20 protein-coding genes and 1 tRNA gene are annotated in these 23,326 nt (G+C 71.4%); 10 read left to right on the forward strand and 11 right to left on the reverse strand.

Annotation, left to right across the window (positions count from 1 at the left end; all coding sequences use genetic code 11):
* Positions 1–18: 18 nt before the first annotated feature.
* Together ACX80N_RS11600 and ACX80N_RS11605 are read right to left on the reverse strand one after the other, a co-directional pair.
* A complete protein-coding gene (locus tag ACX80N_RS11600) occupies positions 19–843 on the reverse strand; it encodes a sigma-70 family RNA polymerase sigma factor (RefSeq protein ID WP_105030928.1) in 825 nt (274 codons plus the stop codon).
* A gap of 220 nt (positions 844–1,063) precedes the next feature.
* A complete protein-coding gene (locus ACX80N_RS11605; protein WP_105030929.1) occupies positions 1,064–1,573 on the reverse strand; it encodes a MarR family winged helix-turn-helix transcriptional regulator in 510 nt (169 codons plus the stop codon).
* Positions 1,574–1,738: 165 nt separating this feature from the next.
* Between ACX80N_RS11605 and bcp the strand changes: the two genes are divergently transcribed.
* From bcp to ACX80N_RS11640, 7 genes are all read left to right on the forward strand, one after another.
* On the forward strand, positions 1,739–2,218 hold the full coding sequence (bcp, locus tag ACX80N_RS11610; RefSeq protein WP_459339512.1) for a thioredoxin-dependent thiol peroxidase: 480 nt from the start codon (positions 1,739–1,741) through the stop codon (positions 2,216–2,218).
* Positions 2,219–2,283: 65 nt separating this feature from the next.
* Positions 2,284–2,368, forward strand: a tRNA-Leu gene (locus ACX80N_RS11615).
* Positions 2,369–2,670: 302 nt separating this feature from the next.
* Complete coding sequence (locus tag ACX80N_RS11620) at positions 2,671–3,393, forward strand: fasciclin domain-containing protein (protein WP_459339513.1); 723 nt, start codon at positions 2,671–2,673, stop codon at positions 3,391–3,393.
* 214 nt (positions 3,394–3,607) lie between these two features.
* The gene (locus ACX80N_RS11625; RefSeq protein WP_459339514.1) at positions 3,608–5,377 is read left to right on the forward strand and encodes an ABC transporter substrate-binding protein; all 1,770 of its coding nucleotides are present in this window, start codon (positions 3,608–3,610) and stop codon (positions 5,375–5,377) included.
* A gap of 36 nt (positions 5,378–5,413) precedes the next feature.
* Entirely contained in the window at positions 5,414–6,907 is a 1,494-nt protein-coding gene (locus tag ACX80N_RS11630; protein WP_459339515.1) for a malate:quinone oxidoreductase, read from the forward strand.
* Between the two features lie 51 nt (positions 6,908–6,958).
* On the forward strand, positions 6,959–10,219 hold the full coding sequence (locus ACX80N_RS11635) for an efflux RND transporter permease subunit (protein WP_459339516.1): 3,261 nt from the start codon (positions 6,959–6,961) through the stop codon (positions 10,217–10,219).
* Positions 10,220–10,267: 48 nt separating this feature from the next.
* On the forward strand, positions 10,268–10,822 hold the full coding sequence (locus tag ACX80N_RS11640) for a MarR family winged helix-turn-helix transcriptional regulator (protein ID WP_459339517.1): 555 nt from the start codon (positions 10,268–10,270) through the stop codon (positions 10,820–10,822).
* Between the two features lie 34 nt (positions 10,823–10,856).
* Here ACX80N_RS11640 and ACX80N_RS11645 read toward each other — a convergent pair whose 3' ends face one another.
* Positions 10,857–11,660 carry a transglutaminase-like domain-containing protein gene (locus ACX80N_RS11645; RefSeq protein ID WP_459339518.1) on the reverse strand — a complete coding sequence of 268 codons (804 nt, stop codon included), beginning with the start codon at positions 11,658–11,660 and terminating at the stop codon, positions 10,857–10,859.
* Between the two features lie 122 nt (positions 11,661–11,782).
* Between ACX80N_RS11645 and ACX80N_RS11650 the strand changes: the two genes are divergently transcribed.
* Positions 11,783–12,700, forward strand: coding sequence for an oxidoreductase (locus tag ACX80N_RS11650; protein WP_459339519.1), 918 nt, complete (start codon positions 11,783–11,785; stop codon positions 12,698–12,700).
* A gap of 31 nt (positions 12,701–12,731) precedes the next feature.
* Here ACX80N_RS11650 and ACX80N_RS11655 read toward each other — a convergent pair whose 3' ends face one another.
* The 6 genes from ACX80N_RS11655 to ACX80N_RS11680 form a co-directional block, all read right to left on the reverse strand.
* Positions 12,732–13,505, reverse strand: a complete 774-nt coding sequence (locus ACX80N_RS11655; protein WP_459339520.1) for a hypothetical protein — start codon at positions 13,503–13,505, stop codon at positions 12,732–12,734.
* A 35-nt stretch (positions 13,506–13,540) separates the two neighbouring features.
* Positions 13,541–14,713, reverse strand: a complete 1,173-nt coding sequence (locus ACX80N_RS11660) for a cysteine desulfurase family protein (RefSeq protein WP_459339521.1) — start codon at positions 14,711–14,713, stop codon at positions 13,541–13,543.
* Entirely contained in the window at positions 14,700–15,665 is a 966-nt protein-coding gene (nadC, locus tag ACX80N_RS11665) for a carboxylating nicotinate-nucleotide diphosphorylase (protein WP_459339522.1), read from the reverse strand. Before nadC ends, ACX80N_RS11660 begins: the two co-directional genes overlap by 14 nt.
* A complete protein-coding gene (gene nadB, locus ACX80N_RS11670) occupies positions 15,662–17,326 on the reverse strand; it encodes an L-aspartate oxidase (RefSeq protein WP_459339523.1) in 1,665 nt (554 codons plus the stop codon). Before nadB ends, nadC begins: the two co-directional genes overlap by 4 nt.
* Positions 17,323–18,606 (reverse strand): quinolinate synthase NadA, encoded by a 1,284-nt coding sequence (nadA, locus tag ACX80N_RS11675; RefSeq protein WP_459339524.1) that lies wholly within the window; start codon positions 18,604–18,606, stop codon positions 17,323–17,325. The genes nadB and nadA overlap by 4 nt, the downstream gene beginning before the upstream one ends.
* A 117-nt stretch (positions 18,607–18,723) precedes the next feature.
* Entirely contained in the window at positions 18,724–19,452 is a 729-nt protein-coding gene (locus ACX80N_RS11680) for an NUDIX hydrolase (RefSeq protein WP_459339525.1), read from the reverse strand.
* A gap of 252 nt (positions 19,453–19,704) precedes the next feature.
* Between ACX80N_RS11680 and ACX80N_RS11685 the strand changes: the two genes are divergently transcribed.
* Together ACX80N_RS11685 and ACX80N_RS11690 are read left to right on the forward strand one after the other, a co-directional pair.
* A complete protein-coding gene (locus ACX80N_RS11685) occupies positions 19,705–20,502 on the forward strand; it encodes an alpha/beta fold hydrolase (protein WP_459339526.1) in 798 nt (265 codons plus the stop codon).
* 147 nt (positions 20,503–20,649) lie between these two features.
* Positions 20,650–21,615, forward strand: coding sequence for a serine/threonine-protein kinase (locus tag ACX80N_RS11690; RefSeq protein ID WP_459339527.1), 966 nt, complete (start codon positions 20,650–20,652; stop codon positions 21,613–21,615).
* A gap of 21 nt (positions 21,616–21,636) precedes the next feature.
* Here ACX80N_RS11690 and ACX80N_RS11695 read toward each other — a convergent pair whose 3' ends face one another.
* Positions 21,637–21,822 carry a hypothetical protein gene (locus ACX80N_RS11695; RefSeq protein WP_105030944.1) on the reverse strand — a complete coding sequence of 62 codons (186 nt, stop codon included), beginning with the start codon at positions 21,820–21,822 and terminating at the stop codon, positions 21,637–21,639.
* A gap of 119 nt (positions 21,823–21,941) precedes the next feature.
* Entirely contained in the window at positions 21,942–23,279 is a 1,338-nt protein-coding gene (locus ACX80N_RS11700; protein ID WP_459339528.1) for an MFS transporter, read from the reverse strand.
* Between the last annotated feature and the right edge of the window lie 47 nt (positions 23,280–23,326).

The raw sequence follows: 23,326 nt of genomic DNA on the forward strand, positions 1-23,326 counted from the left end.
GTGTTCGGGCCAGGGTGTTCAGGCCATTCGCGGCCGCGCCACCTGGACCGGCGCGGACGGGACGCCGAGCAGCCTCTTCTGCAGCTTCACCAGGATCCGCGCCAGGCTCCGCGACACCTGCATCTGCGACATCCCGAGCTCGTCGCCGATGCCCTGCTGGGTCTGCTCCATGAAGTACCGGCGGTAGAGGAGCTCCTTCTCGCCGGCGTCGAGCTCGTTCACGGCGCTGCGCAGCGAGATCATGTCGTCGCTGCGCTCGATGCCATTGGAGTCGCTCGCGAGCGTGTCGGCCCAGGTGCGGCCCTCGAACGGTGCGTCGAGCGAGTCGGGGCGCAGGCTCGAGTGGGAGGCCTGCGCTTCGAGGATCTTCCTCTCGGGCCATCCCAGTTCCAGTCCCAGTTCCCGCGCGGTGGGTTCGCGTCGGAGGCGCTGCGCCATCGCGGGAGCCGCGCGGGCAATTTCCGTGCGGAGGTCCTGGACGTCCCGTGGCGGGCGGACCACCCAGCAGGAGTCCCTGAGGTAACGCTTGATCTCACCGTTGATCGTCGGTACGGCGAAGGAGGCGAACGGAACGCCGAGGGTGGCATCGAAACGCTGGACCGCCTTGATGAGTCCGAGGTAGGCGACCTGCCGGATGTCGGAGGCCTCCGGCCCCGAGGACGCGAAGGAGCGGGCCACGGACTCGGCGATCTCCATGTGCCGCAGGGCGATGTCGTCCTGCAGCGCAGCCTTCAGGGGACGACCGGGGCCTGTACCACCCGTCGGATGACCGACGGGTTCGACCGAGGCGGCATGCGCCGGCAGGGCGTCCCGGATCGGCTCGGGGGCGGCGGTGCTCTGCATGCTGTTCTCCGTCAGGCGTTGGACACTCACGCTTCCCAACAAAACATCAGCGTGCTTAGCACGCAAGTGCCATCGCCGTCCTGACCGATTTCAGCAGGGGTCTTTCCTTTTCCTGCCGGCACAGGTAGTGGTATCCGTCGGCCGTCCGGCGGGCGGAGGTGCCCCGGGCACGGAAAAGCCCCCTGCCGGAGGCAAGGGGCCCGGGGGACGGCGCGGGGCGTCAGTTCAGAAGGGTGGCCGCGGGTCCGGACCCGCCAGGACCCTCAAGGGCCACACCCTCCTGCGCGCCGGCGCCCGACGCCGTCCAGTTCCAGCGCGGCGCGCCCAGTTCGCGGATGACGGTCTGGAGGTGCTTGCGCAGTTCCTCCGACACCAGTCCCCCGCCGGCCACGAGCGTGCGTTCGATGTCCTCGGCGGCGTCGAGGACCCGACGGCCCGCGGGTGAGATCGACACCATGTGCGAGCGCCGGTCGAGGTCGTTCCGCACCCGCGTCACGTGCCCCCTGGTCTCGAGCCGTGAGAGGGTCTTGCCCATCGTCTGCGCCTGCACGCGGACGATCTGCGCAAGGCTCGCCTGGGTCATCGCACCCTGGTCCGCGAGGACGCCGAGGGCGATCACGCCGGCGTGCGTGACGCCGATGTCGACCAGCCGCTCGTTCCACGCGTGCTCGACGAGGCGGGCCGCCGTCGTCAGCAGGCGACCCGTGGGCCATTGCTCCAGATCGGGCATAGAACCGTGCACTTCCTCTCGCTCGCAGACCCGGTGACGGTCCTCGCCCCCCGGGTCCTCCACCTATGATAGCTAGGCCGGCCGGTCAGGTCCTTCCCGTCGCGTCCACGGACCCTGCGAGGAGGCGGAGCCGCCGCCCGAACCGTCAGAACCCCAGGAGTATGCATGTCGCAACGACTAGCCGCCGGTGATCGTGCCCCCGACTTCACGCTGATGGACGCCGAGGGCAACAGTGTCGCCCTGTCCTCGCTCAGGGGCAGCCGGGTGGTGGTGTACTTCTATCCGGCCGCCGCGACGCCGGGGTGCACCACCGAGGCCTGCGACTTCCGGGACAATCTGGCCTCGCTCGCGGGGGCCGGCTACAGGGTGCTGGGGATCTCCCCCGACCCGGTCGGCAAGCTCGCGGCGTTCGCCGAGCAGGAGTCCCTGAACTTCCCGCTGCTCTCCGACGAGGACCACGCCGTCGCCGAGGCCTACGGCGCCTGGGGCGAGAAGAAGAACTACGGCAGGACCTACGAGGGACTCATCCGCTCGACGGTGGTCGTGGACGGCGAGGGGAAGGTCGCCGTGGCACAGTACAACGTCCGGGCCACAGGCCACGTCGCCAAGCTGCGACGCGACCTCGGCCTCGGCCTCGACCAGTAGCCGGCGCCGGGGCCGTCACGGCGTTGGCGATACAGTAGGAACGGATGTCCCATCGGGACATCCGGGCGTGAGTGGCGGAATTGGCAGACGCGCTGGATTTAGGTTCCAGTGTCTTCGGACGTAGGGGTTCAAGTCCCCTCTCGCGCACCATCAGCACCTCCGGCACCCATGGCCGGACGGGTGCCCAGAGCCCCGCCGGGCCGTGACGCCCGGCGGGGCTCCTCCGTGCCCGCCAATAGTCGGGATTCCATCCTCGCGGGTCGGACGCCGACGCCGACGCCGGTGGGAGCGCAGCACATGGTCGGATGTGCTCCGGTGAAGTTCCTGCAGAAAACGAACCCATCCACCCCCACGGGTCGTCCGAAGTATCTCCGAGACATCGACACGATGTGTTTCACCGCCACTGACCCACCACGGGCGCCCGCTGGGACGCCTTCTACGGAGGACAACTCATGGAAATCACCAAGCGCAGGAATCTCTCGATCCTCGGCATCGCAGCCATCTCGATGATGGGCCTCGCGGCCTGTGGCGGCGGCGACGAAGCGGCCTCGGAGTCCACCCCGAGCAGCTCCGCCAGCAGCATGGCGAGCGAGAGCAGCATGGCGAGCGAGTCGGCGTCGGCCGAGGCCACTCCGAGCGCCTCGGCCTCCGCCGACGCCGCGATGGACCCAGCAGCCAACCTCGTGGGCCCCGGCTGCGCCGGGTACGCCGAGCAGGTCCCCTCCGGCGCCGGCTCCGTGGAGGGCATGGCCCTCGATCCCGTGACGACCGCGGCATCGAACAACCCGATCCTGACCCAGCTGACCGCTGCGGTCACGGGCGGCATCAACCCCGACGTCGACCTCGTGGACACCCTCAACAGCGGCGAGTTCACCGTCTTCGCCCCCGTCGACACCGCCTTCGAGGCCCTGCCCGCCGAGGCCGTCGAGGGCCTGAAGACCGACACCGAGGGCCTCACCAGCATCCTCACCTACCACGTGGTCCCCGGCAAGATCCAGCCCTCCGAGCTCATGGGCACCACGCAGACCACGGCGCAGGGCGCGACCCTCGAGGTCACCGGCTCCGGGGACGCGCTCATGGTCAACGACGCCAACGTGATCTGCGGCGGCGTCCAGACCCAGAACGCCGTCGTCTACCTGGTGGACACCGTCCTCATGCCCCCCGCTGCCGGCTAGGGACTGCTGACCACCCCGGCCCACCCCTCTGACGTGGCCCGGGGCACCGGACGGACCCCCTCACCCTCGCGGTGAGGGGGTCCGTCCGTTCGTCAGGGGGTGGCCGTCGGCCCCGATTCCTGCACGGCGCGGACAGGGTCATCACCTAGACTTGGGCTTCCAGACACCCGGGTCCCGCTGGACCGGGCCCCCCTGCCATCGGAGACCGAAGCTCGTGAAGACCCCTGCCGCGCGCCGCATCCGCCACGGACGGGGCGCCCGCGGCATGGTCCCGCTGGCGACGGCACTGGTCACCGCGGTCTCCCTCGTGGCCTGTACGGCCGGGGAGGTCGCCCCGCCCCAGCCCACCCCCACCATGACCACCGCGGCCACCGGCACGTCCACCTTCACCTTCGGGACCGCGGCCGACCCCCGGACCCTCGATCCCGCACTGGCCAACGACACCGAGTCCTACCGCGTGACGCAGCAGATCCTCGAGGGACTGGTCGGCGTGGACCCGCTCACCTCCGAGCCCAAGGCACTGCTGGCGGAGTCCTGGGAGGAACAGGACTCCGGCCGGGCCTACGAGTTCACGCTCCGGCAGGGCGTCGTCTTCCACGACGGCCGGCCGTTCGACGCCCAGGCGGTCTGCGCCAACTTCGACCGCTGGTACACCATGCCCGCCGCCGCACGGACCGGCGCCCCCCACCTGCCCTTCGAGAATGTGTTCAAGGCCTTCTCCGACAATCCGGAGCTCAGCCTCTACGAGGGCTGTTCCGCGACCGGCGCCTACACTGCCACCCTGCGCCTGGCCGGCAGGATCACCGGCCTCATCCCGGCGCTCGCCGCCCCGGCCTTCGCCATGTCCTCCCCCGCCGCGCTGCAGGCCGGAGCGGCCGACACCCTCAGCGAGTCCCGGGAGGGCAACGCCGTCTCCCGCTACGGCCTGGCGCCGGTGGGGACGGGACCCTTCCGGTTCACCTCGTGGGAGCCGGGCGCCGTCGCACTCGCCTCCTCCCCGGACTACTGGGGCGACCGCGGCGAGGTCGAGGAAGTGCTCTTCACCACCATCCCGAACCCCGACTCCCGGGCCCGCGCCCTCACGTCGGGGCGGATCGACGGCTACGACTTCGTCAGTGTCGACAGCGCCGTCGACCTCGCCCGCAACGGGCTCCAGTTCCTCCAGCGGGACCCCTACTCGGTGCTGTACCTCGGCATGAACGAGGCCTTCCCGGGCGTCGACGACCTCCTCTTCCGCCGCGCCGTCGCCCACGCCATCGACAAGGACGCCCTGATCGACGGCCGCTTCCTGAACGGCACGAAGCCTGCCCGCCAGTTCATCCCGGAGAAGCTCGGTGTGAGCAACGAGACGGTGCAGGACTACGGGCACGATCTCGACCTCGCGAGGGAACTGCTGGAGGAATCCGGCTACGACGGGCGGGAGCTGCCCTTCTACTACCCGCGCAACGTCTCCCGTGCCTACCTGCCGGCACCCGAAAAGGCCTACGCCGAGCTCAGCCGGCAGCTGACCGAGGCCGGTTTCAACATCCGGCCCGTACCGGTCGACTGGAGCGACGACTACGTGGCGACGGTCCAGGGATCCGGCGAGCGGGCCTTCCACCTCCTCGGCTGGAGCGGGAGCTACCAGGATCCCGACAACTTCGTCGGCGCGCTCTTCGGCGGCCGCAACCAGGAGTTCGCCTACGACGATCCGCAGCTGTTCAGCAAGATCAACCGGGCACGCGGACTGCCCGGCGGCGAGGACCGTACGGAGGCCTACGCCGACATCAGTGCACAGATCGCCAACAGGATCCCCGCCGTCCCGCTCGCCTTCCCCATCTCCGCCCTGGCGATGAGCGCGCGCGTGAGGACGTACCCCGTCAGCCCGGTGATGCACGAGGTCTTCAACCGCATCGACCTCGCGGACGCCGAGCCTCTCCCCGAGCCCTCCGGCCAGGGCGACGGGGACCCCGCTGATTTAGGGAGTGTCACTCCCAGCGGCTAGGCTTTCCCTGCTACGACCTCGCGACTGGAGACAACGTTGACCACTAGTAATCTGGGCACCCCTGCCAGGACCACCGACGTCGTGCTGATCGGCGGTGGGATCATGAGCGCCACACTCGGCGCCTTCCTCCGGCAGCTCCAGCCCGAATGGGACATCTCGCTCTTCGAGCGGCTCGACGTCGCCGGCCTCGAGAGCTCCGACCCCTGGAACAACGCCGGCACGGGCCACTCCGCCCTCTGCGAGCTGAACTACTCCCCCGCGGGCAAGGACGGTTCCGTGGACCCGGCCAAGGCCGTCGCCATCAACGAGCAGTTCCAGGTGTCACGGCAGTTCTGGTCGCACCTGGTGTCCGAGGGGCACATCGGCGACCCGCGCAGCTTCATCAACCCCGTGCCGCACATGAGCTTCGTCTGGGGCCAGGCGAACGCCCAGTACCTGCGCAGGCGCTACGAGGCACTGAGCCCGCAGCCGCTGTTCAACACCATGGAGCACAGCGAGGACCACGACACCATCGCCGGCTGGACGCCACTGGTCATGAAGGGCCGCAACCCGTCCCAGCCCGTCGCGGCGTCCCGGGTCGAGGGCGGCACCGACGTCGACTTCGGTGCCCTGACCCGCCAGCTCACCGGTTACCTCGAGGGCACCGGCGTCGACCTCCACTACGGCTTCGACGTGCTCGACGTCGCCCGCGCCACCGACGGCCGCTGGGACGTCAAGGTCAAGAACAGGGCCACCGGGGCGTCCAGCACCGTGACCACGAGATTCGTCTTCATCGGTGCCGGCGGCGGCGCCCTGCACCTGCTGCAGCGCAGCGGTATCCCCGAGGGCCGCGGCTTCGCGGGCTTCCCCGTCTCCGGCCAGTTCCTGCGGTGCACCGACGCGGAGCTCGTCAGCCAGCACAACGCCAAGGTCTACGGCCAGGCGTCCGTGGGCGCCCCGCCCATGTCCGTGCCGCACCTCGACACGCGCTTCGTCCAGGGCGAGCGCTCCCTGCTCTTCGGGCCCTACGCCGGGTTCTCGACGAAATTCCTCAAGCGGGGCTCCTACCTGGACCTGCCCTCGTCCATCAGGCCCTCCAACCTCGTGCCGATGCTGGCGGTCGGCAAGGACAACATGTCCCTGACGAAGTACCTCATCACCGAGGTGCTGAAGAACCGCGACGCCAAGAACGAGTCGCTCAACGAGTTCCTCCCGAGCGCGGACGGCAGCAGCTGGGAACTGATCTCGGCGGGTCAGCGTGTGCAGGTCATCAAGAAGGCCCCGAAGAAGGGCGGCGTACTGCAGTTCGGCACCGAGGTCATCACCTCCTCGGACGGCTCGGTGGGAGCCCTGCTGGGAGCATCCCCCGGCGCCTCCACGGCCGCCCCGATCATGGTCGAACTGCTCAAGCGCTGTTTCCCGGCCAAGATGGCCGACTGGGAGCCGAAGCTCAAGGAGATGCTGCCCGGCTACGGGGTCAAGCTCAACGAGAACCCGTCCCTGGCCTCCGAGGTGCAGTCGCTCACGGACCGGGTCCTCAAACTCAAGTAACGATGGCGGTCCCGGCCCGCGGGGCGCCCGCCAGCATCGAAGGCAGGTCCCTTGTTCCGTCTGGCCCACCTCTCCCTCGGCAACCGTGCCCTGATCGCGCTCATCACCGTCTTCGCGTCGGTCTTCGGCGTGATCACGCTCGGGTCCCTCAAGCAGGAACTGATCCCCTCGCTCGAGTTCCCGCAGATCACGGTGCTGTCCGCCGTGCCGGGTGCCTCCCCGACGTACCTCGACCAGCAGGTCAGCGAACCGCTCGAGGCGGCGCTCAGCGGCGTCGAGGGGTTGGAGTCGTCGTCGTCCACCTCGCGCACGGGCGTCTCGACCGTGAGCCTCGTCTTCGTGTACGGCACCGACCTCGACCGCGCGAGGGCACAGGTGGACCGGGCCATCTCGACGGTCCGCCCCACGCTTCCCGAGGACGTGGAACCGCAGGCACTCGCCGGCAGCATCAGCGATCTGCCCATCGTGTTCATGGCGGTCTCGTCCGACCAGACCCTCAGTGAGCTCAACGGCGACCTCGCGCGGCTGACCGTCCCCCGGCTGCAGAAGATCGACGGCGTGCGGACCGCGGACGTCTCCGGCGGCACCACGCAGCACGTGGCGATCCTGCCGCGGGCCGGAGCGCTGGAGGGGGCCGGACTGACCGTCGGCGACCTCACCAGCACGCTCGAGGACAACGGCGCGCTCTTCCCGGTCGGCACCCTCGAGGAGGATCCCCGCTCGCTGACCATCCAGGCGGGCAGCCAGATCGGGTCGCTCGAGGACATCGAGGCCCTGCCGGTGCTCCCCTCGTCGTCGTCCTCCGGCGACACGGGAGGATCGGGCTCGGCGCAGCCCGGAGCCGCGACCGGCGGAGGGACGGCGCCCGGCGGCAGCGCACCCGGCACCTCCCCGGATGCGCCGGCCGGTACGTCAGCGCTCGCTTCGCCCGCGCCCGCGCGGGGCCCGGTCGCCACCATCGGCGGGATCGCCGACGTCCGCCTGGCCGATGACGAGGCCACCTCCGTCACGCGGACCAACGGGGTGGAGACGCTCGCCCTCTCGGTGACCAAGGTGCCCGACGGCGACACGGTGGAGATCTCCCAGCAGATCGTGGCCCTCGTCCCCGAGCTCGAGGCGGAGCTCGGCAACGCCGCGGACATCACGGTGGTGTTCGACCAGGCGCCGTTCATCGAGAGCAGCATCGACGACCTCACCACCGAGGGGATCCTGGGCCTCGGGTTCGCCGTGCTGATCATCCTCGTCTTCCTCCTCTCGGTCCGCTCCACGCTGGTGACCGCCATCTCCATCCCGCTGTCCCTGCTCATCACGTTCATCGGGCTCTACGCGGCGGGCTACTCCCTCAACCTGCTGACCCTCGGAGCACTGACGATCGCCATCGGGCGCGTGGTCGACGATTCCATCGTCGTGATCGAGAACATCAAGCGGCACCTCGGCTACGGCGAGGAGAAGCGCGAGGCCATCCTGACCGCGGTCCGGGAAGTCGCCGGGGCCATCACCGCCTCGACCCTCACCACCGTCGCCGTCTTCGCGCCGATCGGCTTCGTCGGCGGCCTCGCGGGCGAGCTCTTCCGCCCCTTCGCCGTCACGACGGGCATCGCGCTGCTGGCGTCCCTGGCCGTGTCGCTGACGATCATCCCGGTACTGGCCTACTGGTTCCTCCCCCGCACCGCGTCCTCCCGCCGGGGAGCACGCCACGCGGCGCCCCTGCCGGATGACGGCGCCCGGGAGACCCCCGTACCCGAACGCCCGTCACTGCTCCAGCGTGGCTACCTGCCGATCCTGACCGGCACACAGCGCCATCCCGTCGTCACGCTCGTCAGCGGGCTGATCGTGCTGGGCGCGACGGCGGCGATGGTCCCGTTCCTGCCCACGAACCTCCTCGGCGGTTCCGGGCAGAACAGCTTCTCCCTCACGCAGACCCTCCCGCCGGGCTCCAGCCTCGCGACCACCGCGGAGGCGGCCGGCCGCACCGAGGAGATCCTGGCCGACAACCCCGAGATCAGGGACGTCCAGCTGACCGTCGGCAACGCGGAGGGGGGCTTCGCCGCCCAGTTCTCCGGCGGGGCCTCCGTGGCGACCTTCACCGTCATCACCGACGAGGAGGCGGACCAGGAGGCACTCCAGGAGTCGGTCCGCAAGGACCTCGAGGGACTGTCGGACGCCGGAAGCTTGTCCCTCTCGAGCCAGCAGGGCGGCTTCGGGACGTCCAGCACCATCGACGTGGACATCACCGCTCCCGCCGGCGAGGACCTCGAATCCGCGAACGCCGCCGTCCTCGACGGCATGCAGGGGCTCGAAGGTGCGGGCGAGGTCTCGAGCAACCTCTCCGCGGCATCGCCGCAGGTCCAGATCGACGTGGACCGGGCCGCCGCCGTCGCCGCGGGCCTCAGCGAGGGCCAGATCGCCGCGCTGCTGGGCGGCAGCATCAGCCCCGTCCCGGCCGGCTCCGTGCGGTTCGACGCCGACGACTTCCCGGTGCTGATCGGCGAGGGCACACGCATCACGAGCCTCGAGCAGCTGCGCACACTCCAGGTCCCGACGGCACGCGGGCCCGTCCCCCTGACCGACGTCGCCTCGGTGGAGGAGGTGCAGGTGCCGCTCTCCGTCACGAGTACGAACGGGGAGCGGACCGCCCGTGTCTCGATCACGCCGGCCGGGGACGACCTCGGCAGCCTGACCACCGCCGTCACCGAACGGCTCGAGGACATCGACCTGCCCGCGGGTGCGACCGCCACGGTGGGCGGTGCCTCGACCCAGCAGGTGGAGTCCTTCGACCAGCTGTTCCTGGCGCTCTGGGCGGCCGTCGCGATCGTCTACGTCATCATGGTGGCCACGTTCAAGAGCCTCGTACAGCCCCTGATCCTGCTCGTGTCGATCCCCTTCGCCGCCACGGGTGCCATCGCCCTGCTGCTGATCACCCGGATCCCGCTCGGGCTGCCCTCGCTCATCGGCATGCTGATGCTCGTGGGCATCGTGGTGACGAACGCGATCGTACTGATCGACCTCATCAACCAGTACCGCCTGCCGCGGAACGGGTCGCCGGGCCTGCCGGTCGCCGAGGCGATCCGCGAGGGCGCCCGCCAGCGCCTCCGGCCCATCCTCATGACGGCGCTGGCCACCATCTTCGCGCTCACCCCGATGGCCCTGGGCCTCACCGGCGAGGGCGGGTTCATCTCGCAGCCGCTGGCCGTCGTCGTGATCGGCGGGCTCGTCTCCTCGACGGCGCTCACGCTCGTCCTCGTCCCGGTCCTGTACCGGCTCGTCGAGGGGCGTCGCGAGGAACGGGCCCAGCGTCGGGCTGCCGCCTGAGGCCTCGCCTCCGGCAGCGGCGCCGCGTAGGGGCGCCGCGTATACTTGATGCAAACACATCGATTGCCGGGCGGACCGGCGGGAGGCCGGGCAGCAGCCATGGGCGAGGAGTCGAACACCGCCGTCGGGCAGCCCGGGCGGGCTCACGACGGCGAGGGCACGGGTGCGTCGGTCCGGCAGGCGTCGGAGACCTGGGAGGCCCTCTTCCGTGCGCAGGTGGGCGTGATGCGCCGCATCCGGCAGGATCCCGCGTTCCGGGAACTGCCCATCGGCGAGTACGACGTCCTGTTCAACCTCAGCCGGTGTCCCGGTGGCTGGACCCGGCTGAACGAACTCAACAACCACCTGCTGATCAGCCAGCCCAGCCTCAGCCGCATGGTGGACCGTCTCGAGGCGAGGAACCTCGTGCGCAGGCGCCCCGCCGAGAAGGACCACCGCGGCGTGGAGCTGGGGCTGACCGACGAGGGCAGGGCGCTGCAGCGACGGATCGGCTCGGCGCACGTCCACCGCATCCATGACGTGCTGGCTCCGGTCCTGGACCCCGCGGAGATGGACCAGCTGAAGGCCCTGACGGACAAGATCAACGCCGCCCTGGAGCGGTAGCCCCGCCCCGGGGAAGCGGCTGCAGGGCCGGCGGTCAGCGGAGGGACAGGCGTTCGGCCGCATGATCGACAGGCAGCTCGTCGACCGTCGCGGTCACCGTCAGGCCCGAGAGCTGCAGGGAACCGCCCACCGTGGAGACGAACGCGGTGTCGGTCGCGTCCCTTCCCGTCGCGATGCGCAGCATCGAGGCACGTGGGGCGAGCCCCGTGGCATCCAGCAGGTGCCACGTGCCGTCCACCCACGCCTCGACGACGGCGTGGAAGTCCATCGGGCTGAGACCCGGCGCATACACGGAGGCGAGGCGGGCAGGGATGTCCCGGGCCCGCAGGAGCGCGATCACGAGGTGGGCGTAGTCGCGGCAGACGCCCCGGCGGGCGAGGAGGGTGTCCACCGCGCCGTCGGTGAACCCGGAGGAGCCCGGGACGTAGGAGAGCTCGGCCGCGACCCAGTCCCGCACGCCCTGCATCAGGTCCACCCCGCGGAGGTCGGGTAACTGCGCGTAGGCGGTGGGCAGGATCCTGTCCGACTCGCAGTAGCGGCTCGGCCGCACGTAGCGCACGAGGTCGACGTCGTCCAGCGGCGCCGGGGCGGCGTTCCCCGTGACCTGCGCGCGGTAGCGCACGCGGATGGACGAGGCCCGCGGCGTGCCGAACACGTGCAGCCGCGTGCCGTCCCTGTCCTCGAGCGGGCGGAGCTCGGCCGGTTCACCGTCGATCAGCACGGCCAGCTCCTCCTCGACGGCCGTGTAGCTCCCCGGGGCGGCCAGGGCGATGGACAGGACGACCTCTGTACCCGCGATGGTCGTGGCATCGAGGTCGGCGGAGACGGTGCGCTGCATGGTTCGTTGCTCCCGGTAGGTGGCAGGTCCGCCCCCAACTCTATGCTGGGGCGAGGGCGCACCATCGACGCCGGACGGGCACCACCGGACCCGGGCAGGAGCCCCGGGCAGGAGAGGAACACATGAGCGACTTCACAGCGGACTCGATCGGCGATCTGGGGGGACGGCGCGCGGTCATCACCGGTGCCAACAGCGGGCTGGGCCTGCAGACCGCCGTCGGACTCGCCCGGAAGGGCGCGCACGTGGTGCTGGCCTGCCGCAACGAGGAGCGCGGGCGCGACGCAGAGGCGCGGGTGCGGTCCCTGAGCGGGAGCGGGGAGGTCGAGATGCGCGTGCTCGACCTCGCGAGCCTCTCATCGGTCCGCGCGTTCGCCGCAGCCCTGGACGGGCCGGTGCACCTGCTCGTGAACAACGCGGGCGTCATGGCCACGCCGAGGTCCACCACGGCGGACGGGTTCGAACTGCAGTTCGGCACCAATCACCTCGGTCATTTCGCGCTGACGGGCCTGCTGCTGCCGAACCTGCGCGCGGCAGGGTCCCCGCGCGTCGTCACTCTCTCGAGCATCGCCCACAGGCGGGGGCGCATCGACTTCGGGGACCTGCAGTCGGAGCGCCGGTACAGCCGGTGGGGTGCCTACAGCCAGAGCAAGATCGCGAACCTGTACTTCATGGTGGAACTCGACCGCCGGGCGCGCGCCGCGGGCTGGGACCTCACCTCCGTGGCGGCGCACCCGGGGCTCGCCAACACGAACCTGACCGCCGGCATGCAGGCCCCGGTGCTCGACGCCTTCGGGGGCTTCCTCAAGCTCATGGGCCAGTCCGATGCCGCCGGCGCCCTGCCCACGCTGTACGCGGCGACGGCGCCCGATGTCCGGGGCGGCGATTACTACGGCCCATCCGGGCCCGGGGAGACCCGCGGCGCTCCCCGCCTCGTGGCCCCCGTGCCCCGCGTGCTCGACCAGGACATCGCGGTGCGGTTGTGGAACCGCAGCGCCGAACTGACCGGGGTGGACTACACGGCCCTGCGGTCCGCCGCCTGACGCCCTGCCTGGTCTCCCGTCCGACGTCCCGTCAGCCGGCCGGAGCGGGCTCCACGCGGACGGAACGGACCATCTCGCGGATGGTGGCGAACTCCGGGGTGTCGTAGTACGCCTCGGCTTCCCCGATCGTGCCGAAGGAGACCGTCCCCGGTCCGGTGTTCGCCGGAGCCTTCGGAGCCAGCACCTCGAGGTCGCCGAAGCTGAACCGCCCGAGGGCCTCGCCGCCCTGGACCGTGTTGGGAAGGGAACACGCGAGACCGTCAGCCCCGCCCACCTGGTCCGTGATGCCGTAGGAACCGAAGAAGCGGAATCCGGTGATGATCCGGACCACGAAGCGCGGTTCGATACCGGCGGCCGGCGCACCGCCGGTCGTGTCGAGGGGTTCGCTGCCGAGGACGTAGTACGGAGTGCGCTGCGCGTCGGGGCAGGGGTCCTCGGGCGCCAGGATGCCGGAGTGCAGCTCTGCGGCCGTGGTCCCCTCCGGCGTGCGGACGGCGTAGTGCAGCGAGTCCGGCGCATAGGCGCCGGGCTCCGGCTCGAGCGGTTGCACAACCCACGCCTGCGGCAGCTCGAAGCTGATGAGCCGTCCGGGATCGGTGAACACCTTCCAGCCCTCGCGCGCCTGTCGCAGCGGCGCGGCGGCCGGCTCGGACGTCGGTGACGCGGTCGCCGACGCCGACGGGGCCCCGCCGTCGTCGCCCTGCAGCGTGGAACACGACGGCAGCAGGAGGCCCACGAGCGCGGCGGCGAGGACGCCCTGCAGGACGCGACTGGTATCACGCCCGCTGGTCGGTATCTGGTTCATCTGCGCTCCCCTCCGGGCGGCTCGGTGCGGCCAGTCTAGGGTCCGGTCGCGCCGACGCAGGGGTATGCCGCGCCGAGCGACCGGACGGCACGGACGGAGGCGACGACGGCCGCGGCCGCGCTCGCGAGCTCGTCGGAGCCTGTGTCGGAGGTCCATGAGAGACGCACGGCGGTGGAGGCGGTCTCCTCGTCCAGGCCGAGTGCCAGCAGCACCGGCGAGGGCTCCGTGGACCCGGCCGCGCAGGCGGACCCGCTCGAGCACACGATCCCCCGGCGCTCGAGTTCCAGCAGGACCGCCTCGCCGCTCACGCCGGGGAAGCAGAACGAGGCGAGGTTGGGCAGCCTCCGGTCGGCGTCGCCCGTGAGGATCGCTCCGGGCACTCCGTCCAGGACGGTGGAGATGAAGGCGGCCCGTGCCCCGGCAGCCGTGACCGCGGTCCCCGGCAGGGCGCCCTGCGCGAGCTCCAGAGCCCGCGCGAGGCCCACGGCACCGGCCACGTTCTCCGTGCCGGAGCGGCGTCCGCGCTCCTGCCCGCCGCCGTGCAGCACGGGTTCGCAGGGCGTCCCCGCCCTGAGGTACAGCACTCCCGTGCCCTTCGGCGTCCCGAGCTTGTGCCCCGAGACGCTGAGGGCCGTGACGCCCAGGCGGTCCACCCCGAGGGGAAGCCACCCCGCGGCCTGCACGGCGTCGGAGTGGAAGGGGACGCCGGCGGCCCGGCACACCCCGGCCAGCGCGGCGAGGTCCTGCACGGTGCCCACCTCGTTGTTCGCGTACATCACGGTGCACAGGGTCGTGCTCTCCTCGAGCGCGGCGGCCAGCGCCGACGGGGAGACGACGCCGGTGGAGGACACGGGCAGCACGGTGATGCGGAAGCCGTGGAAGCTGCGGAGGTAGTCGAGCACCTCCAGCACCGACGGATGCTCGATGGCACTCGCCACGATGTGCCGCCCCCGCGGCGCGGCCAGGGCGATCCCCTTGAGCGCGAGGTTGTTGGCCTCGGTGCCGCCCGAGGTGAAGACGATCTCCCCGGCCCGGCAGCCCAGCAGAGCGGCGATGCGCGCACGGGCGCGGGCCAACTCGGTCGCCGCGGCCTCGCCGTAGGTGTGGTGGCTCGAGGGGTTGCCGAACGTGGAGGTCAGCAGGGGCCACATCTCCTCGAGGACCTCACGCTTCGCGGGGGCCGTCGCGGCGGCGTCAAGGTAGATCATGGCAGTCGGTCCTGGAGCCGGGGCCGGGGCCGGGGCCGAAGTCCAGTCCGAGGTCGAGCGACCGGACGCTGTGGGTGAGGGCACCGGCGGAGATGAGGTCCACGCCGGTCGCCGCGATGGCCGGGACCGTGTCCAGCCGGACGTTGCCGCTGGCCTCGACCAGTGCCCGGCCGCCGATGCGGCGCACTCCCTCCATCAGGTCGTCGAGGCCGAAGTTGTCGAGCATGACCGTGTCCACCCCGGCGGCGAGGACCGGCTCGAGCTGGTCCAGCCGGTCCACCTCGACCTCCACGTGCACGGTGTGCGGCACACGGGACCGCACGGCCAGCAGGGACTGCGTGAGGGCTGCCGGCCCGTCGACCGCGAGCAGGGCCAGGTGGTTGTCCTTGACCATCACGGCGTCGGACAGGCTGGAGCGGTGGTTGGAGCCGCCGCCGCACCGGACCGCCCAGCGCTCGAGCAGCCGGAGGCCGGGTGTCGTCTTGCGGGTGTTGGTGATGCGCGCCCCCGTGCCGGCCGCGGCGTCGACGAAGGCGCGCGTCATCGTGGCGATCCCGCTGAGCCGCTGGGCGATGTTGAGGGCCGTCCGTTCCGCGGTGAGGATCCCGGCCGCCGGTCCGCTGATCTCCGCGAGGACGGCACCGGCGTCGAACCGGGTACCGTCCACCTGCGGGAAGACCACGCGGATGCGCGCGTCCGTGAGGCGCAGGGCGGCCTCGATGGCGGCGGTCCCGCAGAGGATGCCCGGCTCCCGTGCGGTGATGGTCGCCGTCGCCTCCAGGTCGGGGTCGATGAGTGCCTGGCAGGTGATGTCGCCCCAGGGCGCATCCTCGGCGAGCGCGGCGGCGACGACCGCGTCGATCAGGTGCTGCGGTGGCACGGACGTGGACGCCGACGGGGACGACGGGCGGGGAACGGCGGGGGGTGTCGGGCTGATGACGGTCTCTGTCATGGCGTTCTCCCTCGGGAGGCTCGGACGTAGGACCGGCTCGGGTCGGGCCGGTCGGGCGGGCTGGCGGGCTGGTCCGAGCGGAAGTGCGCTCCACAGGACCTGACCCGGTTCGCGGCGGCATGAACGAGGAGGCGCGCGCACAGCAGCAGGTTGGCGTTCTCGGGATCCGCGTCCACGCGGTAGGAGGCGAGGTGCTTGCGGGCGAGGTCCAGGCCCTCGCCCGTGCGCAGTAAGCCCGCGTGATCGGACATCAGCGCCTGCAGGTCCCGGCGCGTGAAGGCTTGCGCCGGGGCCGCCTCCGCTTCCAGATCCACCGGTTCGGCGTCGAAGACCGGCACCGCTCCCCCGCCGACGGCGATCGCCGCTGCACACCGCGCCCCGAAGACCACCCCCTCGAGCAGACTGTTCGAGGCGAGCCGGTTGGCGCCGTGCACGCCCGTGCACGCCGCTTCCCCGACGGCGAAGAGCCCGGGGACCGAGGTGCGGCCGTCCGTATCCGTCCTGACGCCGCCCATCCAGTAGTGCGCCGCAGGGACCACGGGCACGGGGACCGAGGACCAGTCGAGACCGTGCTGTGCGGTGAGCGCCGTGAGGGACGGGAAGCGCCCGGCCAGGAACGCACCACCGAGCGCCGTCGCGTCCAGGAAGACCTGCGGCGCCCGGTCCGTCGCCGCGCGGGAACGGTCGCGGGAACAGTCGCGGGCGAGCCGGTCCGCGAGACCCCGCGCCACGACGTCGCGTGGGGCGAGGTCCCCGTCGGGGTGGTAGTCCGTCATGAACGCGCGCCCTGCGCCGTCGACGAGTCGGGCCCCCTCGCCACGCACCGCCTCCGAGAGGAGCGGGTTCCCCGGCACGTCGAGCGATGTCGGGTGGAACTGGAAGAACTCGAGGTCGGCGACCACGGCGCCGGCCCGCCAGGCCAGTGCCACGCCGTCACCCGTGGCGACCGCGGGATTCGTGGTGTGCTCGAAGAGCTGCCCCGCGCCGCCCGTCGCCAGCACGACGGCGTCCGCGGTGATCCGCCCGGTTCCGTCGGCGGCGACCACCTCGACGCCCGTGGCGTGCGACGAGCCGTCGGGTGCGGCGTCGAGCAGCACCCGCGTCACGACCGTGTGCTCCAGCACGCGGAGACCGCCGTCGGCCCGGACCGCGCCGAGGAGCGCGTCCACGAGCCCGGCTCCGGTCGTGTCGCCGCCGATGTGCAGGATCCTCGCCGCGGAGTGCGCCGCCTCCCGGCCGAGGGCAGGCAGCGCGGTGGCACCGGCGGTGTCGAAGACCGCCCCCGAGTGCTCCAGCGCGGCGATCCCCTCCGCGGCTCCCTCACACAGGACGGCGACCGCGTCCGCATCGGCCAGGCCGGCCCCGGCACGGAGCGTGTCGGCGGTATGGGCCTGGACCGAATCGAGGACACTTGCCGTGCCTGCACCGCCGTCGGGCATCCCCGCACCTGCCGGACGCGGCACGACGGCGGCGATACCGCCCTGGGCGTACCCGGTGTTGCTCTCGCCGAGCGGCCCCTTCGACACCAGGACCACCTCGGCCGTCGGGTCGAGGCGACGGAGCACCAGGGCTGTCTGCAGCCCTGCGATCCCCGCGCCGACGACAACGGTCCGCAGGCCCGGCGAATCGTTCCTCCCGCCCGAGGCAGGGACTGTCCTCATGGCCGGACCGCGAGCATCCGGTTCAACGCCACCCGGGCGGGTTCCGCGACGGAGTCGGGCACCGTGATGCGGTTGAGCACGTGCCCGTCGACGAGCCCCTCGAGCACCCACGCGAGGTAGCCGGGGTGGATGCGGTACATGGTGGAGCAGGGGCAGATGACAGAGTCGAGACAAAAGATGGTGTGCTCGGGATGCTGCGCGGCGAGCCGGTTCACCATGTTGATCTCCGTGCCGATCGCGAAGGTGCTGCCAGGCTCCGCCGCGGCGATGGCCTTCCGGATGTAGTCGGTGGAGCCGGACTCGTCGGCGGCATCGACCACGGGCATCGGGCACTCGGGATGCACGATCACCCGCACGCCGGGGAAGTCCGCGCGGGCCTTCTCGATCTGCGCCACGGTGAAGCGCTTGTGCACCGAGCAGAAACCGTGCCAGAGGATCACGCGGGAGTCGCGCAGCGTCTGTTCGTCCGTGCCACCCCAGGGCTTGCGAGGATTCCACATCGGCATCTGCCCGAGCGGCACGCCCATCGCCTTCGCCGTGTTGCGGCCGAGGTGCTGGTCGGGGAAGAAGAGCACGCGCCGGCCCCGCTCGAAGGCCCACTCGAGGACGGCAGCCGCGTTCGACGACGTGCACACGATCCCCCCGTTCTCCCCGCAGAAGCCCTTCAGGGCGGCCGAGGAGTTCATGTACGTCACGGGGATCACAGGCAGCCGGCCGTCGGCGTCCGGCTCCGACCCGAACAGAGCGGTCAACTGGTCCCAGCACTCCGACACGGAGTCGATATCCGCCATGTCCGCCATCGAGCAGCCCGCCGCGAGGTTCGGCAGGACCACGGCCTGCTGCGGTGTGGACAGCATGTCGGCCGTCTCCGCCATGAAGTGGACGCCGCAGAAGATGATGGCCTCGGCGGCCGTCCGCTCGGTGGCGGCCCGCGCGAGCTGGTAGCTGTCCCCCACGAAGTCGGCGTATCTCACCACCTCATCACGCTGGTAGAAGTGCCCGAGGATCACGACGGACTCGCCCAGTGTGTTCTTCGCGGCGAGGATCCGGCGGTCGAGCTCCTCGGCCGGGGCGTTCCTGTACTCCTCCGGCAGGTCGCCCTGCCGCGGGGTCGTCGCCGGGGCCGGGTCCTGCACGGACGCCCCGGGCCCGTAACCGGGCAGCGGGAGGGCGTCGAACGCCCACGGCTCACGCACGAGGTCCGGCGAGCAGGTCCCCGGAGCTGCGCCGGTCCCGGCGGGGCCTCGCGCGAGGTCATGGATGGCGGTGGTGACGGACATGGCGTTCTCCCTGGGGGTGGGCTGTCGGGCTGTCGGGCTGCGGGGCCGGTCGTGGGGGTGACGGCGTCGACGAGGCAGCGTCGGGTGATCGTCGGGACGTATTCGGCACACCGCCCGTCACGAGGTCGGTCGGTCGTCCGCCGGCGTGCGGGCGGACGGCGGTGCCTGCGCGGTCTGCCCGGTGTAGCGGTAGAGGCGGGGCGGCCGGTTGCGCCCGCCCTGGAGTACCTCGTCCGTCGCGGCGATGTCCCGTGCCGACCGGAGCTGGCGGCGGAAGTTGGCCGGATCGAGCGGCCGGCCGAGCACGGCTTCGAAGACCCCTCGCAGCTGGGTGAGCGTGAACCGATCGCCCAGGAAGTGGTAGGCGACGGAGCCGTGCTCGATCCTGCCACGCAGCCGCTCGAGGGCGTAGGCCACGATCTCGTCGTGGTCGAAGGCGAGGCCTGCCGCCTCGGACGCGCGGAACCAGCGGACGTTCTCCGATTCCCGCGCCAGGTCGGCCTGGTCGGGGCGGACGAGTGCCCAGTAGACGATGGACACGAGCCGCTGCGTGGCCGCCCGGTCGAGTCCACCGAAGGCATAGAGCTGCTCGAGGTAGGTCGGCTCGAGGTCCGTCGTCTCCCTCAGGTTCCGCGCTGCTGCATCCTGCAGCGACTCGCTCCCACCGAGGGGTCCGCCGGGCAGCGCCCACTTGCCGAGGTGCGGTTGCCGGATCCTGCGGACGAGGGGTAGCCAGATCTCGGACCGGCCGGTCCCGGGATCCGTGCGGAGCGCGAAGATGACCGTCGAGATGGCGAGGGCGGGTGCCTGGGCCTGCCGCTCCGTGACGTTGGCCGAGCCGTACATACCCGATCCTTCCGTCCAGGGGCGCGCCCTGTTCGGGTCAAGATGACTATAACTCATGGGAGCGGCGGTCGACAGCCGGTCGTGATGCAGTGTCCGTACCGCCCGTCCCCGTCGCCGGGACCGCGTAACGTGCAGCCGAGGGGTTGCCCGATCCGGTCGGAGTGTCTAAAGTCACTGGCGTCGGCCCCCGGGCCGCGCGGCGGGGATGTGTTCAACGGTGCACATGTCTCTGCCGCCCTTACGATGGGACGCATGGATCACCACGCTGTTCACGCCGTCGAGGGGACCGATCCCCGCCTGTCCATCACCCGCAGCCTCCCGGACTCCCCCGCGCCCCTGCCGCCGGTCCTCCTGCTGCACGGCTTCGGCTCGTCCTCCCGGCAGAACTGGATCGGAACGGGCTGGGTCCGTCTCCTGAATGATGCGGGCCGCGGCGTCGTCATGGTGGACCTCCCCGCACACGGCGAGAGTGCGACGCCCGACGACGCCGGCGCCTACGCTCCCAGCCGCATCCGTGCCGACATCCTGCAGGCCCTGTTCGATGAGCGTGTCCTCCCTCTGCGCGGCGACGACCCGACCTCCGGCGTCGACATCATCGGCTACTCGCTGGGTTCCAGGCTGGCGTGGGAGTTCGGCGCCACCCAGCCCGAGACGGTGCGGAGGATGGTGCTGGGCGGACCGGGCACGGCGGACCCCCTCGCGGCCTTCGACCTCGAGGGCGCCGAGCGTTTCCTCGCCGGCGGAGACCCTTCCCAGGACCCGACGACCGCCGACCTCCTGCGGATGGCTCAGGCCGGCCCGCACGCCGACCTGCCCGCGCTCCTGGCGCTGGTCTCGGCCATCAAGACGGAACCGTTCGACCCGCAGGGCGCCGTCCCGAAGATGCCGCTGCTCCTCGTCGCGGGGGACCAGGACGACTACGCCGTCGGCCTCGAGGACCTCACACGGTGGGCGCCGGATGCGGTGGTCACCACACTGCCGGGCAGGAACCACACGAACGCGATCACCTCCCGGGTGTTCAAGGAGGCGGCACTCGCCTTCCTCGCATGACGGGACGCGGTGACGTGCGGTGAAGGTTCGGTAACGCGTGTCCGGCACACGCCGGGGCCGCACCGGTCGAGGCTATACTCGGAATTGATCAGCAGCCTTATGGCTGTGTGACGGTCGACCATCACAACCTGGCGCGGGAGGACACGCATGCACGTGCTCCTTGCCGACCGTTATGAGACCACGGGTCTCCTCGGTGTCGGCGGCACCGCGTCGGTGTACCGCGCCGTCGATCGCACTCTGGGCCGCGACGTGGCGATCAAGATTTTCAACCCCACGACGTCCGACGACGACGACTACCGTCGCCAGCACACGGAGACGATGCTGCTGTCGACGCTGAATCATCCCGGTCTCGTGACGCTGCACGACGCCGGCATGCACGAGGACGAGGAGGGCCGTACCACGGGATTCCTCGTCATGGAACTCGTGGACGGCGAGGATCTGCGACACCTGCTCCGAGGCGGGGCGCTTCCCGCGGAGGACGTCGCGCAGCTCGGAGCGGACCTGGCGGACGCTCTCGCCTACATCCACTCCGAGGGCGTGGTGCACCGCGACGTGAAGCCCGCCAACATCCTGATGTTCCTCAGCACGGACAGTGGCACGCGCCTGTATGCCAAACTCACAGACTTCGGGATCGCCCGCCTGGTGGAGGCCACCATGGCCACGGCGGTCGGCGCGACGATCGGCACCGCGAGCTACCTCAGCCCCGAGCAGGCAAGGAGTGATCCGCTCGACGAGCGCAGCGACATCTACTCCCTCGGCCTCGTACTCCTCGAGTGCCTGACCGGCGAGAAGGCGTTCCCGGGACCTGTGGTCGAGGCCGCACTGGCCCGTCTCCTGCGGGATCCCGAGGTACCGGATTCGCTCGGTCCCGAGTGGGCGGACCTGCTGCGGCGCATGACGTCGCGGGACCCTGCCGCGAGGCCCTTCGCGCATGATGTCGCGCTCCAGCTGCGCAGCCGCGACGACGATCACGCGCCGGCGCCCGTGGCCGCACCCTCCACCCGGGGGGCCAGCGGCTCCGAGTTCGTCCCGGCCGGCAGGATCACCGGCGGTATCGTCGGGGGCAACGTGCGTCTCCCCGAGCCGCCCCGCTACGCGCCCAGCATCAGCTGAGCGCGGCAGGGCCGCTTCCGCCTACGAGGCGCCGCCGTCGTCCTCCTCGGGCTCGAAGTTGCTCGGCTCGTCGGTGGATCCCGCCGCGATGCCGTCGTCGCTCGCCGGGATCGTGCCCTCGGGACCCGCGCCCTGCGCGTCGTCGGTGCCCTCGTGGCCAGTACCGTCCTGGGTCGTGCCGTCGTGCTCGGTGCCTTCGGTGCTCATGGGTCCTCCTGCAGCTGGGATGTCCTCCGATCCTATGCGCGGCAGCGCCGCGAGGACCAGCGCCGCCGGCTGGTGGCGCCCGTGCCTCGATCGAGCTGCCGGCGCGGAGGGCGACGGTGCTACCTCCCGGGCACCGGAGCCTGGGTGGAGCCGCGGCCGCGCAGGGCGACGGCGGATGCGACACCGAGGAGGAGCAGCACGGCGGCAGCGAAAGCGGGGACGCCCGCCGCTGCGGCCGGCCCCGCCGCTTCGGCGAGTGTTCCGGCCAGCGCCGAGCCGATCGCGGTACCGGCGACGATGCCGCTCGCCAGGAGCGTCATGACGGTGCCGAGCCGGTGCGCGGGGGCGACCGCCGACCCGATCGAGAAGATGGTCACCATGGTTGGCCCGACGAAGAGTCCGAGGACGAGCAGCACCACGAGCATGGTGGGGATCGAACCCGGGAGGGCGAGCACCGCGGCGGCCACCGCCATCGCGGCCGCGGAGGCGATCCAGCGGCGGACATGGCTGAAGCGTGGGGACCAGTACGCCACGGACAGGGCGGCCACCGCCGAGCTCAGCCCCATCACCGCATACAGCAGGCCCGAGGACTCGGTGGCGCCGAAGCGCCCGGCGAAGGCGGTGAGGAACGTCTGGGTCGAGCCGAAGAAGGTACCCATGGCGATCATCCCCACCACCGGGAGCAGGACGGGCCACGCCCGGGACGGGCGGGCGGCGTCGCCGTCGGGCGCGTCTCCTCCGGGCTCCGGGCGCGCGTCGCTGAAGGCCACCGTCCGGTGCACGGCGAAGGCGCTGACGAGCGTGATGGTGAGGGCGGCCGCAAGCGCCAACGGGAGCCATGGCGCGATCAGGCTGGCGAGCACACCGACCAGGGCGGGACCGAGGACGAACGTCAGCTCGTCGGCCGTGCCCTCGTAGGACAGGGCCGTGTCCAGGTCGGAGCGGGGGCCGCGCCGCGTCATCGCCATCCAGCGGACCCTCGCCAGGGGACCGATCTGCGGGCAGGTGAACCCCGTGGCGAATGCTGCGGCGAGGACGACGGCGAGCGGGCCGCCCGTGAAGCCGGTGCTGGTGAGGGTCGCGACCAGCAGCCCCGCGATGGCCAGGGTGTTGAGGATCGCCGAGACGAGCAGCACGATCCGCTGGCCGTGCTTGTCCGCGAGGACACCGAGGACGGGCGCCCCGAGGGCCGAGCCGATACCCACGGCCCCGGCGGCGAACCCTCCGGCGGCGTAGGAGCCGCTGGCGGTGGTGACGAGTGTCAGGGCGCCGACCGTGAGCATGGCCAGGGGGAGCCGGGCGAAGAGGCCCACGACGAGGAAGGAGGTGCCGGCCAGACGCGGGAGGACCTCGAACCTGCCGAGGCGGGAGCGCCCGGTAGTGCTCGGGCGCGGCGCGGCGGATGATCCTGCGGACGGGAGGGAATTCGGCGATGCCGGTTCCGGGTTCTTGTACATGGCGCTTTCCGGGTGCGTCGAACGCGCATCGTCCCCCCTCCCGATGC

Source organism: Arthrobacter sp. MDT2-16, from assembly GCF_054510925.1.

Excerpts from the sequence above, each read along its gene's own strand:
- ACX80N_RS11600 (WP_105030928.1), bottom strand. The coding sequence starts at position 843 with ATGCAGAGCACCGCCGCCCCCGAGCCGATCCGGGACGCCCTGCCGGCG.
- ACX80N_RS11605 (WP_105030929.1), bottom strand. The coding sequence starts at position 1,573 with ATGCCCGATCTGGAGCAATGGCCCACGGGTCGCCTGCTGACGACGGCG.
- bcp (WP_459339512.1), top strand. The coding sequence starts at position 1,739 with ATGTCGCAACGACTAGCCGCCGGTGATCGTGCCCCCGACTTCACGCTG.
- ACX80N_RS11620 (WP_459339513.1), top strand. The coding sequence starts at position 2,671 with ATGGAAATCACCAAGCGCAGGAATCTCTCGATCCTCGGCATCGCAGCC.
- ACX80N_RS11640 (WP_459339517.1), top strand. The coding sequence starts at position 10,268 with ATGCAAACACATCGATTGCCGGGCGGACCGGCGGGAGGCCGGGCAGCA.
- ACX80N_RS11645 (WP_459339518.1), bottom strand. The coding sequence starts at position 11,660 with ATGCAGCGCACCGTCTCCGCCGACCTCGATGCCACGACCATCGCGGGT.
- ACX80N_RS11650 (WP_459339519.1), top strand. The coding sequence starts at position 11,783 with ATGAGCGACTTCACAGCGGACTCGATCGGCGATCTGGGGGGACGGCGC.
- ACX80N_RS11655 (WP_459339520.1), bottom strand. The coding sequence starts at position 13,505 with ATGAACCAGATACCGACCAGCGGGCGTGATACCAGTCGCGTCCTGCAG.
- ACX80N_RS11660 (WP_459339521.1), bottom strand. The coding sequence starts at position 14,713 with ATGATCTACCTTGACGCCGCCGCGACGGCCCCCGCGAAGCGTGAGGTC.
- nadC (WP_459339522.1), bottom strand. The coding sequence starts at position 15,665 with ATGACAGAGACCGTCATCAGCCCGACACCCCCCGCCGTTCCCCGCCCG.
- nadB (WP_459339523.1), bottom strand. The coding sequence starts at position 17,326 with ATGAGGACAGTCCCTGCCTCGGGCGGGAGGAACGATTCGCCGGGCCTG.
- nadA (WP_459339524.1), bottom strand. The coding sequence starts at position 18,606 with ATGTCCGTCACCACCGCCATCCATGACCTCGCGCGAGGCCCCGCCGGG.
- ACX80N_RS11680 (WP_459339525.1), bottom strand. The coding sequence starts at position 19,452 with ATGTACGGCTCGGCCAACGTCACGGAGCGGCAGGCCCAGGCACCCGCC.
- ACX80N_RS11685 (WP_459339526.1), top strand. The coding sequence starts at position 19,705 with ATGGATCACCACGCTGTTCACGCCGTCGAGGGGACCGATCCCCGCCTG.
- ACX80N_RS11690 (WP_459339527.1), top strand. The coding sequence starts at position 20,650 with ATGCACGTGCTCCTTGCCGACCGTTATGAGACCACGGGTCTCCTCGGT.
- ACX80N_RS11695 (WP_105030944.1), bottom strand. The coding sequence starts at position 21,822 with ATGAGCACCGAAGGCACCGAGCACGACGGCACGACCCAGGACGGTACT.
- ACX80N_RS11700 (WP_459339528.1), bottom strand. The coding sequence starts at position 23,279 with ATGTACAAGAACCCGGAACCGGCATCGCCGAATTCCCTCCCGTCCGCA.